We start from the raw sequence: 15,560 nt of genomic DNA, 5'->3' as shown, positions 1-15,560 counted from the left end.
CCATACATAACAACATTGCTGCACAACAAGGAATGCAAATGAAGAAACTGCTCCCCCTTCTCATCGGACTCAGCCTGGGCGGCTTCAGTACGATAAGCCAGGCCGAAAACCTGATGCAGGTCTATCAGCAAGCCAGGACAAGTAACCCGGACCTGCGCAAATCTGCTGCTGACCGGGATGCTGCATTCGAAAAAATTAACGAAAGCCGCAGTCCTTTATTACCGCAACTCGGATTGGGTGCGGATTACAATTACACCAATGGGTACCGTGATGCGAATGGCGTTAACAGCGACGTTGGCAGTGCCAGCCTGCAATTAACGCAGACCATCTTTGATATGTCAAAATGGCGCGCCCTGACACTGCAGGAAAAAACTGCCGGTATTCAGGATGTGTCTTACCAGACGGATCAACAATCTTTGATCCTCAATACTGCAACGGCTTATTTCAACGTATTGAGTGCAATCGATTCGCTCTCGTATACCGAAGCACAGAAACAGGCTATTTACCGTCAGTTAGATCAAACCACTCAGCGCTTTAACGTGGGGCTGGTTGCGATTACCGACGTGCAGAACGCCCGTTCACAATACGACACCGTACTGGCTAACGAAGTGACTGCGCGTAATAACCTGGATAATGCGCTGGAGTCCCTGCGTCAGGTTACCGGTATGTATTACCCGCAACTGTCTTCGCTGAATGTCGATAACTTCAACACCACGCGCCCGCAACCGGTCGCCACGCTGTTGAAAGAAGCAGAAAGCCGTAACCTGAGCTTGCTGTCTGCCCGTCTGTCACAGGATCTGGCACGTGAGCAAATTCGTTATGCGGAAACCGGCCATATGCCTACGGTTGATCTGACTGCCTCAACCGGTATCAGCAATACCAAATATCACGGCGACAAAACGGGTGGTTCTTCCAGTTATCAGGACGCCGATGCTGGTCAGAACAAGATTGGGCTGAGCTTCTCCCTGCCATTGTACAGTGGCGGTTCAGTCACCTCTCAGGTGAAACAGGCACAGTACAGTTTTGTCGGGGCCAGCGAGCAGCTTGAAAGCGCGCACCGCAGCGTCGTGCAGACCGTTCGTTCTTCTTTCAATAACATCTCTGCCTCGATCAGTAGCATCAACGCGTATAAACAAGCCGTTGTTTCTGCTCAGAGTTCTTTAGATGCGATGGAAGCCGGTTATCAGGTCGGTACCCGTACTATTGTGGATGTTCTGGATGCCACCACCACGCTGTATAACGCCAAACAGCAACTTTCCAGTGCGCGTTATACGTACCTGATTAATCAGCTGAACATCAAATCAGCACTGGGTACACTGAACGAAAGCGATCTGCTGGCACTCAACGGTGCCCTGGGTAAACCCATCCCAACCGCACCGGATCAGGTGGCACCAGAAACACCTGATCAGGATGCTGCGGCAGACGGTTACGGCAAAAGCACCCCGGCAGCTGCGCCTCGTGCTCAGAAAGCCAGCGCAACAACAGCAACCGCAACACCGAAGAAAAGTGGCAATCCTTTCCAGAATTGATTCTGAAAAGTCCCCCGCATTTCCATCAAGGCAGCCTGAAAAGGCTGCTTTTTTTTGCCTGAGTCACGCCGCTCTGTAAAGTCTCGTAACAATTGCCTGTCGCTGCTTTAACAATCACCCGCTTTCCCCTATTCTTAGACCCTACTGGGAAAGGGCAAAAAAGCCCTAAACATGGGATAAGAACGATGAAACGGACACAACACGTTAACCTGGCTACCTTCCGTAAATCATGGCGTAGCTCTAGAATTACTCCTGTCGCCCTAGCGATAAGCGCAGTCTTTATGCTTGCCGGCTGCGAGAAAACCGACGAAACCGTTTCGCTGTATCAGAATGCGGATGACTGCTCGAAAGCCAACCCTTCCGGCAGTGCGCAATGTGTTGCAGCGTATGATGCAGCGAAAAAGGAAGCGGCAAAAACCGCACCTAAATATGCCAGCCGAGAAGACTGTATCGCTGAATTTGGTGAAGGCCAGTGTACTCAGGCTCCGGCACAGTCAGGCGTCGCCACGGCCGAAAACCAGAGCAGCGGCGGCAGCATGTGGATGCCGCTGATGGCAGGTTACATGATGGGCCGGATGATGAGCGGTGGCGGTTACGCGCAACAGCCATTGTTCAGCTCAAAAAACCCGGCCAGCCCGGCTAACGGTAAGTTCGTGGATGCGACCGGTAAAAACTACGGCCCCGCAACAGCGGGCGGTCGTACCATGAACGTTCCGAGAACAGCGATGGCGCCGAAACCTGCCGTGACCAACACCATCACCCGTGGCGGTTTTGGCGACAGTGTGGCAAAACAAACCTCAATGCAACGCAGCTCCTCTGCGGCGCCACGCAGCCCTGGCCGCAGCATGGGTGGCTAAGAGATACCGATGAAACGTTTAGCCATTAATGAGCGCCCGGACTGGCGCGAAAAAGCCACGGAGTTTGGCTTCAACTTCCACACCATGTATGGCGAACCGTACTGGTGTGAAGATGCTTATTACCAGTTCACGCTGGCGCAGATTGAAGAGATCGAAGAGGCGACGGCGGACATTCATCAGATGTGCCTGAAGGTCGTTGAGCGCGTAGTGAATGACGACAAACTGATGGCGAAATTCCAGATCCCGAAACACGTCTGGGAATTTGTCCGCAGTTCATGGCGCACGCAACAGCCTTCCCTGTATTCACGTCTGGATCTGGCTTACGACGGCGTGAATCCGCCGAAATTACTGGAAAACAATGCCGATACGCCGACCTCTTTGTATGAAGCGGCGTTTTTCCAGTGGTTGTGGCTTGAAGATCAAATTGCGGCAGGCAATTTGTCGCAGGATGCTGATCAGTACAACAGTCTGCAGGAAAAGCTGATCGAACGTTTTGCCGGGCTTAAAAACCAGCATGGTTTCTCGTTGCTGCACATCGCCTGCTGTCAGGACACCGAAGAAGATCGCGGCACCGTGCAATATTTGCAGGACTGCGCGCTGGAAGCGGAACTGGCCAGCGAATTCCTGTTTATCGAGGAAATCGGTCTGGGGGAACGCGGGCAATTCACCGACACGCAGGATCAGGTGATTTCTAACCTGTTTAAACTGTATCCGTGGGAATTCATGTTCCGCGAAGTCTTCGCGACCAAGCTGGAAGATGCCGGTGTACGCTGGCTGGAACCGGCCTGGAAAGCCATTGTGTCGAATAAAGCGTTATTGCCGCTGTTGTGGGAAATGTTCCCGGATCACCCGAATCTTTTACCGGCTTATTTTGCCGAAGATCCGCATCCGGAACTGGATCACTACGTGGTGAAGCCGCTGTTTTCCCGCGAAGGCGCGAACATTAAAGTCATCGAGAAAGGCCAGGAAGTCGCCCGTGTGGATGGCCCGTACGGTGCTGAAGGCATGATCGTGCAGCAGTTCCATCCGCTGCCAGTGTTTGAAGGCAGTTACACCCTGATCGGCAGCTGGCTGGTCAATGATCAACCCTGCGGGATCGGCATCCGTGAAGATAAAGCGCTGATCACCCAGGATCTTTCACGTTTTTATCCGCACACGATTGTCGGATGAAAAACCAGAAAAGGATAATGAAGAAATTCATTATCCTTTTTATTTCGGGCTGACAGTGGCGCTATTAACCTAACTGCACCGAGAGCATCGAAAGCGATCCCATCACGATCCCGTCCGTTGGCTGCGTGATCGGCTCAATACCATTCCACGCGCCTAAAACATACAGCAATGGCAGATAGTGATCCGGAGACGGATTCGATAATGCGCCGCCTTCATGCTCCATAAACTGCACCAGAGGATGATCTTTCGCCTCACCCTTCCAGCGCAGATTGTCTTTCACATAAGTCTCAAAAGACGTCGCCCACGGATAAGCTTCAGTATCGCCGCCCCATTTCACCATCCGCAGGTTATGCACCACATTACCGCTGGCAACAATCATCACGCCTTCGTCACGCAGCGCCGCCAGCTTCTTACCCAGTTCATAGTGGTATTCCGGCGGCTGTGTACCATCAATACTCAGCTGGATCACCGGAATATCCGCGTCAGGATACATCTTGATCAGCACACCCCAGGTGCCATGGTCGAAACCCCACTCGCGGGTATCTGAAATCACATTTACCGGGCTAAGTAATTCCTGAACCCGCTTTGCCAGCGCCGGTGAACCGGGTGCCGGATAACGCTTATCAAACAGCGCCTGCGGGAAGCCGCCAAAATCATGAATCGTGCGCGGGTTTTCCATCGCCGTAACCGCAGTACCACGGGTGAACCAGTGAGCTGATACGGCCAGGATCGCCTTTGGCCGCGGTAATGTTTCACCCAGCGTATGCCAGGCACGGGTATAAATATTGTCTTCCAGCACGTTCATCGGACTGCCGTGGCCTAAGAAGAGTGCGGGCATACGTTGAGTCGTCATCATGAATTCCTTACCCAAATAAAAGAGAGCGGGCCGGTGAGTGACCTGCCGCGTAATAACACTACGTTACTCTTTTTGATGGCCGGTGACAGCCGGGTAACCGTGAAGGAGATGTTCAATAAATTTGATGAGTCAAATCAAAAGAAAGCGGGAGGATGGCGTTCTTCAAAGCACAATTTTGGCAATAATTCACAATAAAAAGCAAAAAGGCCGCACAGGCGGCCTTTTCTGTTACGCATAACCCGTCGCTTAGCTTGCCTGACGGGTCTGCGCCTGGCGATAGGCCACCAGATCGGCGATGGTCACTACCGGCATATTATGCTGACGGGCAAACACCACCACTTCCGGCGCGTGCGCCATAGTGCCGTCATCATTAGTGAGTTCACACAGCACGCCGAAAGGCTTCAGACCCGCCAGCGTTGCCAGATCTACCGACGCTTCAGTGTGACCGCCACGGGTCAGCACCCCACCGGCCTGCGCACGCAGCGGGAAAATATGCCCCGGGCGATTCAGATCAGAAGGTTTCGCGCCGTCTTTGATTGCCGCACGGATAGTCGTAATACGGTCGGCCGCAGAAACGCCAGTAGTTACCCCTTCAGCCGCTTCAATAGTCACGGTAAATGGCGTCTGGAACGGGCTGGAGTTGTTCTCAACCATCATTGGCAAATCCAGCCGTTTACGGCTGTCTTCGTTCATGGTCAGGCACACGATGCCGCTGCCGTGACGAATGGTCAGCGCCATTTGCTCAACGGTCATATTTTCAGCGGCAAAAATTAAATCGCCTTCGTTTTCACGATCTTCGTCATCCAGTACCAATACACCTACGCCATTACGCATGGCGTCAATAGCATGCTCAACACGTTCAGCTGATGTACCGAATTCGGAAAGTAGGGTCTGATTCATGGTAAAAATAACCTCATGTTCTGTATGTGGATTACCAGAATCAGGGCGTCTTGAGGAGGCTAGCTGCAGCAGCCATCAGGCGTGCTACAGTTATAAAAAATAACGCAGCGGGCATGTTTGCCCGGCTTGAATCGTTACTCTCTCCCATCCGGACTTTAACCGTCGGCCCCGGAATTACACCGGATCTGCTGACCTCTAATCCCGAAGGATTGAGCGCTCGCGGGCTTCCACATGGAAGGGATTATAACGCTTCCGATATTCCGTGGTTTACCGCCGGTGGGGACTTTCACCCCGCCCTGAGAATAAGCAAAACAACTATAGCGCCAATAAATCAACAGGGCAATCCTGCGGTTTGGCCAATTAGTGCCCCTGAAGGTTTATAGAAACGGCCTCAGCGATTACACTATGGAAAAGCACCTCCTTCTAGAAAAGGAAATAACATGATTGACCCGAAAAAAATTGAACAAATTGCCCGCCAGGTTCACGAATCAATGCCTAAAGGGATCCGTGAGTTTGGTGAGGATGCCGAGAAGAAAATCCGTCAGGTATTGCAGGCGCAGTTCAGCCGCATGGATTTAGTCAATCGCGAAGAGTTTGACGTTCAGACCCAGGTTTTACTGCGTACGCGTGAAAAACTGGCCGCGCTGGAACAACGCCTGTCCGTGCTGGAAGGCAAACAGGCAGAAGCGGAAAAACCGCAAGATCCGGCCTGATTATTACGAGTTGTGTAAACAGAAAGGGCCTGCCTGGCAGGCTCTTTCATTATGTAAAATCGGGTTTATTGTATGCGGAATACTGTTTTAGCACCGGGTAATAACAGCCACAATCCTGCAAACACCACGACCGCGTACAGTGCTTTCCAGCCGACCATAGCCAGCAATCCGCAGCACAATACCGCACCCAGCATCGCCATCCATTTTGAGCGCCCTTTCAGAATCCGGGTACCCGACAGCATGCATAACAGATAAATCAGGATGAAAATCCCGTTAGCGTAAGTGATCAGCGCGCCCAGCGGCAGATGCAACCAGTAAATCAGTAATGTAAACAACACGCAGCAACCCACCACCAGATTCAGCGCGGCAACCGGCACCTGCTGAGCGGAAAGCTGTGCCAGTGCACTTTGCGGTTTAACCTGCGCCTGCGACCATACCAGCCGGGAAAAACTCTGGGTATAAATATTGACGCTGGCAAAACATGCCAGGTAGCCAATGATGCAGGCGATCCACAGTGCTTTTTGCCCGAATAATTGTACGACAATACCCGGTAACGAGGCCCCGGCTTCCCGCCCTTCTCCCCAGGCATGAAATTTCAGCACCGCCACCGTACATCCCCAGTAAACCGCGCCCGCCAGCAGCATGCCGATCAATAATGCGCGCGGGAAGTCCCGTTGCGGATGACGAAATTCGGTCGCCAGATGCGCAAAAGCCTCCAGCCCGACGAAACACCAGAACATCACCGCCAGCGCATCAAACAGATTTGATGGAGAAATGTCATGCACCGCAGGCAGCGGGATTTCAGGCAGAGAAATATTCCCTTTCCACCAGATCGCCGCCACCAGTGCGATCACCAGCAATGCGATTACCGTCTGGATATTGGCACTTGACCCGGCACTGCGTGTGCCGAGGAACCAGATGAAAAAAAGCGTACCAAGCTGCACCAGCAACAGATTTGTGCTGCTCCAGCCAAAGGCTGCCTGCCAGAAACCGGCAGCAATATGCAGCGCGGCGGGCAACCCGACCGGGATAACTGACAGGAATAACCAACCGGTAACCCGTGCCATATGTGGTCCGAAAGCTTTGCCGACAAAATGCGCCGCGCCGCCCGCGCTGGGGAAATGCCGGCCAAGCGCGGCAAATCCGATGGCTATCGGAAACACTAACAGGATGAGCACCGGCCATGCCCACAGGCTGTCATTTTGCGCCAGCTCCGCCGCCAGTGCAGGCACCGCAAAAACCCCGGTTCCGAGTAATGAGGTCGAAAGCAGCCCGACGCCCTGCGCCAGGCTCAGTTCCTGTTTTAATCCGCTCACAACAGAGTCACTTCCGTTTCATCGTTGATAGAAAAATCAAAAAGAAAAGGGCTTATCAGATAAGCCCTTCGTTGCAAATAACCTGATCCAGACAGAGGAAATCAGTCCTGCGATTTAATTTGATTGATGATTTTGGTGGTAGAAAGACCATCTTCAAAATTCAGTACGCGCACTTCGCCGCCGTTCGCCCAGACCTCCTGACTCCCGGCAATTTGCTCAGGCTTGTAGTCGCCACCTTTGACCAGCAGATCTGGCAAGATCCCGGCGATCAAACGCTGCGGAGTGTCTTCTTCGAAAGACACCACCCAGTCGACAGCGCCCAGCGCGCCCAGCACGATCATACGGTTTTGCAGCGCATTCACCGGACGGGTTTCGCCTTTCAGGCGTTTGGTCGAAGCATCACTGTTCACCGCGACGATCAGACGGTCACCCAGTTTGCGGGCGTTCGCCAGATAAGAAACGTGTCCGGCATGCAGAATGTCGAAGATGCCATTGGTCATCACGACTTTCTCACCGCGCTGACGCGCCATCGCCACGGCAGCTTTTAGTTGTTCTTCGTTCATTATGCCAAAACCAACGTCTGAACGTCCGCCGATAGCATTTTCCAGTTCAACCGGAGAAACGGTTGAGGTACCGAGTTTACCCACGACCACACCGGCGGCGGCGTTCGCCAGGAAGCAGGATTCTTCCAGCGTATTGCCTGCGGCCAGTGCAGCAGCGAGCGTGCCGATCACCGTGTCACCGGCACCGGTCACGTCATACACTTCCTGCGCCTGCGTTGGCATGTGGAATGGCGCTTTGCCGGGCTGCAATAAGGTCATCCCGTGCTCAGAGCGGGTGACCAGCAGCGCGGAAAGTTCGAAATCAGCGATCAGCTGCATACCACGGGTAACAATTTCACCTTCGTTTTTGCAATGACCGACAACAGCTTCGAATTCGGATAAATTTGGCGTCAGTAACGTTGCTCCACGGTAACGTTCGAAATCCGATCCTTTAGGATCAACCAGCACTGGCACACCCGCTTTTCTCGCCAGTTGGATCATTTTCTGCACTTCAGTCAGGGCACCTTTGGCGTAGTCTGACAGCACCAGTGCGCCACTTTGCGGTAAAGCCTGTTCTATTTTGGTCAGCATCGGCTCGAGATCAACGCCTTCAAAACCTTCCTCAAAGTCGAGGCGGATCAGTTGCTGGTTACGGGACAAAATTCGCAGTTTGGTGATGGTAGGATGTGTGGATAGTGCGACGAAATCGCAGTTAACTTTCACTTCTGCCAGACGCTCACTGAGGGCACGCGCAGCGTCGTCTACGCCGGTCAGGCCGATCAGACAGGAAGAGGCGCCCAGAGATGAAATGTTCATCGCCACGTTAGCTGCACCGCCAGGCCGCTCTTCAATGGTACTGACCTTCACCACCGGCACCGGAGCTTCCGGAGAAATACGATTGGTCGGGCCATACCAGTAACGGTCTAACATTACGTCACCGACAACCAGCACACCTGCGCGGTGAAAATCAGGCAAAGTCACTTTCATCCCAAGACTCCAAAACAGATAAATCAAATCGGGTAAATACAATGCGCCGGATAATATCACAAGCGCCTGTTAGCCGAATAAAAACCCTCAGCCGAGCCACTTTACCCAGCTGGCACGGATCTGCGCGCGCTCAGTAGCAAAGCTGTCCGCGGCCACTTTCCCGCTGTGTTCCTGCAACGCCAGATGATGAATTTCATCGCGCAGCGTCACATAAGCCTGCGTCAGATGGCGCGCTTCCTCTTCCGGCATGATGTCATATCGTGCCATCAGTTCAAAAATCCGCACGTTATCAGACCAGCGCGTCAGCTTCGGCTCATCATGCGCGAAACGCAGAACCAGGTATTGTGCAATGAATTCAATATCCGTGATGCCACCCGGATCGGCTTTCAGATCAAACTCGTGGGCTTTTTTACTCCCCAGATGGGCATACATTTTCTCGCGCATTTCACGGACCTCCTTACGCAGGCCGTCGCCATCGCGCTGGCGGCAAAGAATGTCGCGACGCGTGGCGTTAAATTGCTGTGTCAGTTGCGGATCCCCGTAAACCACGCGCGCGCGAACCAGCGCCTGATGCTCCCACGTCCAGGCTTCATTGGCCTGATAATCTGCAAACGCTTCAATGGTACTGACCAGCATGCCGGATGCGCCGGAAGGTCGCAGACGCGGATCAACCTCGTAAAGAATGCCTGACGATGTCCGGGTGCTGAATAAGTGCATAATGCGCTGCGCCAGCCGAAGATAAAACTGACGTCCGTCGATGCTGCGTTCACCGTCCGTCATCACCTCCGGCGCGCAATCGAGCAGGAAGACCAGATCCAGATCTGAGCTATAACCCAGCTCCCAGCCACCGAGTTTCCCGTAACCGACCACGGCAAAACCGCGCCCCTCACGGTGCTGAAGATGCGCGGGCTGCCCGTATTTTACGACCATTTGTTCCCACGCATGCTGCACCACGACATCGAGAATGGCCTCCGCAAGGTAGGTTAAATGGTCACTGACTTTCATCACCGGCAATGCCCCGGAAATATCCCCGGCTGCGATACGCAAATGCTGGGCCTGTTTGAACTGGCGCACGGCTTCAAGCTGCTGTTCTTCGTCTTCTGTTGGCACCCGCATCAGATACTGACGCAGTTCGTCGCGGTAAGCGCCCGGCTCAATCGGCTGGTAAAGCGTGCGCGGGTCGAGCAGTTCATCGAGCAATAAAGGATGACGTGCAAGTTGTGTCGCGACCATCGGCGAGGCGGCACACAGACGGATTAACTGTTTGAGCGCACCGGGATATTCCACCAGCAACTCGATATATGTCGTGCGCGTGACGATATTAAGCAGTAACTGCATCAGCCGCTGTAACGTGACATCGGCATTTTTATAGGTACAGACCTGCGCCAGTAAACGCGGCATCAGCAAATCCAGTTGATCACGCCCGCGTGGCCCGATCGTACGTTTATCCACGTCACGGCGAAAATCAGCAATCTGATGCAAAACATGCCGTTGCGCGTTCTCGTCAAGTTGCGGTACCAGCGGAGCCAGCTCGTCAGGCTCCAGTGCATCAATCCATAAGCTGCTGAAATGGGCGAGTTGCACATCGTCTTCGGCATCTGGCGTATCATCGCCTATCAGCTCATTAAACACCGAGCGCACAGCCTGCATGTGAGCATTCACGGCATCCAGAAGCTGTGGCCAGCCGGCGTAATCCATCCCCCACGCCAGACGCGCCTGATTCAGTTCATCCGACGGCAAGGTCTGAGTTTGCTCGTCCGCTATCGCCTGCAATAAGTTTTCCAGGCGGCGCAGAAACAGATAACTGTTACGCAACTGCAACACCTGTTCTACCGGCAGCAGGCCCAGATTTTCCAGCGCCTGGAGCGTGGGCAGCAACGCACGTTGCTGCAATGCCGGTTCACGCCCGCCACGGATCAGCTGGAATACCTGCACAATAAATTCAATCTCACGGATACCGCCCGCACCGAGTTTAATGTTGTCTTTCAGACCACGGCGGCGTACTTCGCGGGCGATCATGCCTTTCATGTTGCGCAGGGACTGGATCACACTGAAATCGATATAGCGGCGGAAAACAAAAGGCATCAGCATTTTTCGCAGTTCCTGACTGCTGATATCCTCCGCACCGCCCATCAGACGCGCTTTCACCATCGCGTAGCGCTCCCAGTCGCGCCCCTGCTCCTGGTAATAATCTTCCAGTGCGGGAAAGCTCATCACCAGCGGGCCGCTGTCGCCGAACGGGCGCAAACGCATATCCACGCGATAGACAAAACCATCGATAGTCGGCTGATCCAGTGCCTTGATCAGACGCTGACCAAGGCGGGTGAAAAACTGCGCGTTATCCAGTTCACGGCGTCCGCCGCGGGTCTGGCCATTTTCCGGATAAGCAAAAATCAGGTCGATATCCGAAGAGAAATTAAGTTCACCTCCGCCCAGTTTCCCCATCCCGAGGATCAGTATACGTTGCGCTTCTCCTGCCGCATTGACCGGCGTACCGAACTCACGGCAACAGGCTTCATATAACCAGTCACGGGCACTGACAATCAGTAACTCTGCCAGTTCGCTCAGTTGGTGAAGCGTATCTTTCGCTTCACTGGTTTGTGCTGATTGCGACCATGCAATGCGGGTCAGAATACGCCGGCGAAACAGACGCAGCGCTTTCATTAAGCCGGCTTCATCGGTCACCTGTGTCAGCGATCCCTCCAGCCACTGGCGGTAAAGTTGCCACTCCTGCGCCTGGGGGGGATTTTGGTCAATTTCATGCCACCACTGCGGAAACGCCAGCAAACTGTCCGTCACGAATTCACTGCTGCTCAGAATGGCCAGTTGTTGATCATCGGGAAGGGGCAGGTTGTCAGGATGTTCACGCCAGCGTTCAAGCAAACTCTGCGCATGGCTTTGCAAAACAGAAGAAAGTGGCAACATGAAATCAGATTCCTTGCAAAAAAAAGCCCGGGCAGTTTGCCCAGGCTAGTCAGTCAGTTAACGAGGTTGTCCGTTTAACCAGAAAGCATCCATCATCACCGCGTGAGAACGGGCCGAATCCTCCCAGGCGTGTTGCTGCTGAACGATGGCCTGTTGCAGGTCCACCCAGCCGGCAATATACGCATCGACGTCTTTTTCAGGGTAAGCACCGGCAAGCAAATGGAAGGTAATGATCTGACGTTTCAGGCGCGCCAGTTGATCGCGATAACCTTCTTCCGTCAGTGGCTGCGCAAAGGCTTCTTTCAGATCCGCTGCGGTACGACCGAGCATGATGTCAGCAAAACGTTTGAAGGAAGCGTCCAGTTTCTTCGCAGATTTATCATCAATAAACGGCGTCCAGCCTGAGGTTGCCAGCCAGGAAGTAAGCACTAACTTGCACTTCAGACAGGCCGTGCCATAACAAATTTCCTGCGCATCCGCCGATTTCTGTTCCAGCACCGGCACCAGATCAGTCAGCAATGTGCGCAGTTCTGCGGACGCTTTACGCGGCACCAGCCCGCCGAACAGTACCAGAATCTGACGCACGGTTTCCACCGCCTGCAATACGCTCAGACGTGCAATTTTGTCGCCGCGAACCCACAGTTCTTCATGATATTGCCAGTGATCCAGCGCCAGTTCGAACATCGCAGACATAGCCTGTTCAACCGTGGCTTTCGGCTTCGCTTTAAACACCGGCAGCGGTTTAATGTCGCGCGCAGGATTGCCCTTCGCGAGGTGATAACCACGAGCCGCCTTGCTGAAACCGCCCTGACGTAAGCCGCCATGAGCACCGATTTCTGCCGCCAGTGCCAGTAAATCGGCGGTGTTACCCTTTTTCAGCTCAAGTTCGATTTCAGCCAGCGGTTCGGTGAGTTCGCCGGCGACCACCTCACCCTGATCTAACCCAAGTTCTATCTCGCTTTCGCCGTAAGTAATTACCCACTTCTCGCGAGTAAAATCCGTGCGGAACAGCGGAGCGAGTTCTTTCTGTAAAGCAGCGGGCTTGCAGCCTTCCGGCCAGATATCTTTCGGGAACGCGCTGAGTTTCAACACCGGCTTTTTCAGCTCAACGTTGTATTCCGGGCGCTGATGTAACCCACCCACCACTTTGCCACCGGTTTTGATGGTCATTTCATACTGATCGTCAAAACCACGTATGCGCAGACCCATGTCATGCGAACGTAAATAGTTTTCCGCAGTCTCAAAATAGATGTTGGTCAGTTTTGAAGGCGCGGTGTGCTCACTGTTAAAACCAGCGAGTTGCGAAGGTAATTCGGCGATTGCGGCCGGGGTGGCGATAAATTTTAATTCTATTTCTACGGTCATATGAGTCTTCACACCGATGCTTTGCTGCCAAAAGGGATTAACGCGTCGCTGCAATTCTATCATAAGCACAGCGCGCAAGCCGCATGTTGCGGGATTGTAAGATAGTTCTCATTCCGGTTTATACGTTGCGTCGTCACACTGTTGCCCTTACTATCGGTCTCCAACTTTTAGTACCTGTATGAGTGCAATGGCCGGACAGTGGCGGTTGCCAGAAGACGTATCCCGATAAAACGGATCCACACTTCACGTTCCCTAAATTCACAAAGAAACGATGAAATAATGCAGAAATTACGCCTAATTGGTTTCGCTTTGCTTGGTTTAAGCATGACATGGGGCGCTCACGCTGATGAGAAGCGCTATATCTCCGACGATTTGATCACCTATATCCACAGCGGTCCGGGTAATCAGTATCGTATCGTAGGCACTCTGAATGCCGGTGAAGAAGTCACCCTGCGCAGTGTCAACGAGAGCACAAAATACGGTGAGATCGTTGATTCTAAAGGCAAAACAGCCTGGATCCCACTTGATCAGTTAAGCAATGTGCCGAGCCTGCGTACCCGCGTTCCGGATCTGGAACAACAGGTGAAAACGCTGACCGACAAGCTGAACAACATTGATTCCAGCTGGAATCAGCGCACGGCCCAAATGCAGTCCAAAGTCTCGTCGAGTGACGGTATTATTGATGGTCTGAAGAAAGAAAATCAGGATCTGAAAAATCAGCTGATCGTTGCCAAAAAGAAAGTTGATGCCGTGAATGTCCAGCTCGATGACAAACAAAGAACCATTATTTTACAATGGTTTATGTATGGCGGTGGTGTCGCAGGTGTCGGTCTGGTGCTGGGGCTGGTATTGCCACATCTGGTTCCGCGTCGCAGGAAAAAAGATCGCTGGATGAGCTGAAGGCTCCCACGCAAGACTCGTGATCTCTTGTCATTGCTCAGGCACTCCGGTGCCTTTTCGTGTTTGTTTTTGTCAGGAAATCATCAGCCCGGGAAATCAACAACACAACTTTGCTATGATAAAGGCAGGGTTCCTTTTCTGTTTTCAGCGACATGATGCGTTGGAATAAGCTAATTGCAGGAGTTATCGCGTGGAGATTTACCTGGTCGGCGGCGCAGTCCGAGACAGTTTATTAAACCTGCCTGTGTCTGAACACGATTGGGTCGTGGTAGGCGCCACGCCTGAATACATGCTCGAAAAGGGTTATCAGCAGGTCGGTAAAGATTTCCCGGTTTTCCTGCATCCGGTGACTCATGATGAATATGCGCTGGCCCGTACTGAGCGAAAATCGGGCTCCGGTTATAACGGTTTCACCTGTTACGCCGCCCCCGATGTGACGCTGGAACAAGATTTAATGCGTCGGGATCTGACCATCAATGCCATCGCCAAAAGCAAAGACGGCGAACTTTTCGATCCATACCACGGCCAGCGTGATATAGAACAACGTCTGCTGCGCCACGTTTCCGATGCTTTCGGCGAGGATCCGCTGCGTGTTCTGCGAGTTGCCCGCTTTGCAGCACGCTTCGCGCATTTAGGTTTCACGGTCGCCCCGGAAACGCAGGCTCTGATGCAACAGATGGCGGAAAGCGGCGAGCTGGAAGCCCTGATATCTGAACGTGTGTGGAAAGAAACAGAAAAAGCATTACAAACGCAGGACCCGCAGGTCTTTTTCCAGGTGCTGCGTGACTGTGGTGCCCTGAAAGTTCTGTTCCCTGAAATTGATGCGTTATTTGGCGTGCCTGCGCCGGAGAAATGGCACCCGGAAATTGATACCGGCATCCATACGCTGATGACACTGAAAATCGCCAGTACCCTGACACCTGACGTTGATGTGCGTTTTTCAGCACTTTGCCATGATTTGGGTAAGGCCCTGACGCCGCCGCAATTCTGGCCTGCTCATCACGGACATGGCCCGGCAGGCGTAAAACTGGTGGAAAAACTCTGCCAGCGGCTGAAAGTGCCGACACACATTCGTGATTTAGCGAAACTGGTCGCGGAGTTTCATGATTTGATTCATACCGTGAATAAACTGCGTCCGGAAACCCTGTTAAAACTGTTCGATACCATTGATGTCTGGCGCAAACCTCAGCGGCTTGAGCAGATGATTATGACCAGTGAAGCCGACGCACGCGGACGGACGACCTTTGAAAATAATCCGTATCCGCAAGGCGATTACCTGCGAGAAGCCTTTAACGTTGCCCGCAGCGTGACAAATAAAGATGTGCTGGATGCCGGTTTCCAGGGTATGGCTATCCGCGATGAACTGAAGAAACGCCGTACTCAGGCGGTGGCCGACTGGAAACAAACCCAGGATGCGGCGAGCTAAACGCTGACTTTTTTCATAAGAAAAGCCCCGCCGGTTATTCACCGTGCGGGGCTTTTTATGGCCTCAGGGCAAGC

The 15,560-nt window shown here is 53.1% G+C and carries 12 protein-coding genes and 1 riboswitch; of the genes, 6 read left to right on the top strand and 6 right to left on the bottom strand.

The genetic code is table 11. The features are described 5' to 3' along the window. Window positions 1-32: 32 nt before the first annotated feature. The 3 genes from tolC (at window position 33) to ETV65_RS18325 (ending at window position 3,556) form a co-directional block, all read left to right on the top strand. Entirely contained in the window at window positions 33-1,529 is a 1,497-nt protein-coding gene (gene tolC, locus ETV65_RS18335; protein WP_269154566.1) for an outer membrane channel protein TolC, read from the top strand. 185 nt (window positions 1,530-1,714) lie between these two features. Further along, complete coding sequence (locus ETV65_RS18330) at window positions 1,715-2,386, top strand: DUF1190 family protein (protein ID WP_129954505.1); 672 nt, start codon at window positions 1,715-1,717, stop codon at window positions 2,384-2,386. 9 nt (window positions 2,387-2,395) lie between these two features. After that, entirely contained in the window at window positions 2,396-3,556 is a 1,161-nt protein-coding gene (locus ETV65_RS18325) for a glutathionylspermidine synthase family protein (RefSeq protein WP_129954503.1), read from the top strand. 64 nt (window positions 3,557-3,620) lie between these two features. Here the strand turns inward: ETV65_RS18325 and ygiD are convergent, their stop codons facing one another. Further along, window positions 3,621-4,409, bottom strand: coding sequence for a 4,5-DOPA dioxygenase extradiol (gene ygiD / locus ETV65_RS18320; RefSeq protein WP_129954631.1), 789 nt, complete (start codon window positions 4,407-4,409; stop codon window positions 3,621-3,623). Between the two features lie 249 nt (window positions 4,410-4,658). Continuing rightward, entirely contained in the window at window positions 4,659-5,312 is a 654-nt protein-coding gene (gene ribB, locus ETV65_RS18310) for a 3,4-dihydroxy-2-butanone-4-phosphate synthase (protein WP_129954501.1), read from the bottom strand. Between the two features lie 132 nt (window positions 5,313-5,444). Next, a riboswitch (FMN riboswitch) is annotated at window positions 5,445-5,620 on the bottom strand. A gap of 132 nt (window positions 5,621-5,752) precedes the next feature. Between ribB and ubiK the strand changes: the two genes are divergently transcribed. After that, window positions 5,753-6,025, top strand: a complete 273-nt coding sequence (gene ubiK / locus ETV65_RS18305) for a ubiquinone biosynthesis accessory factor UbiK (protein ID WP_129954499.1) — start codon at window positions 5,753-5,755, stop codon at window positions 6,023-6,025. 65 nt (window positions 6,026-6,090) lie between these two features. Here ubiK and yjeH read toward each other — a convergent pair whose 3' ends face one another. From yjeH to ETV65_RS18285, 4 genes are all read right to left on the bottom strand, one after another. Next, window positions 6,091-7,341 carry an L-methionine/branched-chain amino acid transporter gene (gene yjeH / locus ETV65_RS18300; protein ID WP_129954497.1) on the bottom strand — a complete coding sequence of 417 codons (1,251 nt, stop codon included), beginning with the start codon at window positions 7,339-7,341 and terminating at the stop codon, window positions 6,091-6,093. Window positions 7,342-7,442: 101 nt separating this feature from the next. After that, on the bottom strand, window positions 7,443-8,870 hold the full coding sequence (hldE, locus tag ETV65_RS18295) for a bifunctional D-glycero-beta-D-manno-heptose-7-phosphate kinase/D-glycero-beta-D-manno-heptose 1-phosphate adenylyltransferase HldE (RefSeq protein WP_129954495.1): 1,428 nt from the start codon (window positions 8,868-8,870) through the stop codon (window positions 7,443-7,445). 87 nt (window positions 8,871-8,957) lie between these two features. Further along, window positions 8,958-11,795, bottom strand: coding sequence for a bifunctional [glutamate--ammonia ligase]-adenylyl-L-tyrosine phosphorylase/[glutamate--ammonia-ligase] adenylyltransferase (gene glnE / locus ETV65_RS18290; RefSeq protein WP_129954493.1), 2,838 nt, complete (start codon window positions 11,793-11,795; stop codon window positions 8,958-8,960). Between the two features lie 57 nt (window positions 11,796-11,852). Continuing rightward, window positions 11,853-13,160, bottom strand: a complete 1,308-nt coding sequence (locus ETV65_RS18285; RefSeq protein WP_129954491.1) for an inorganic triphosphatase — start codon at window positions 13,158-13,160, stop codon at window positions 11,853-11,855. 279 nt (window positions 13,161-13,439) lie between these two features. Here ETV65_RS18285 and ETV65_RS18280 point away from each other — a divergent pair, with 279 nt between their 5' ends. Together ETV65_RS18280 and ETV65_RS18275 are read left to right on the top strand one after the other, a co-directional pair. Continuing rightward, entirely contained in the window at window positions 13,440-14,060 is a 621-nt protein-coding gene (locus ETV65_RS18280; protein WP_129954489.1) for a TIGR04211 family SH3 domain-containing protein, read from the top strand. Window positions 14,061-14,250: 190 nt separating this feature from the next. After that, window positions 14,251-15,486: a multifunctional CCA addition/repair protein gene (locus tag ETV65_RS18275; RefSeq protein WP_129954487.1), complete on the top strand. Its 1,236-nt coding sequence runs from the start codon at window positions 14,251-14,253 to the stop codon at window positions 15,484-15,486. The last annotated feature ends 74 nt before the right edge of the window (window positions 15,487-15,560 follow it).

It is taken from the genome of Rahnella sp. RFA10(1/100), from assembly GCF_004195115.1.
GTDB classification, from domain to species: domain Bacteria; phylum Pseudomonadota; class Gammaproteobacteria; order Enterobacterales; family Enterobacteriaceae; genus Rahnella; species Rahnella perminowiae.
The sequence above is the reverse complement of the archived record's forward strand: the minus strand, read 5'-3'. Positions and strand labels throughout refer to the sequence as shown.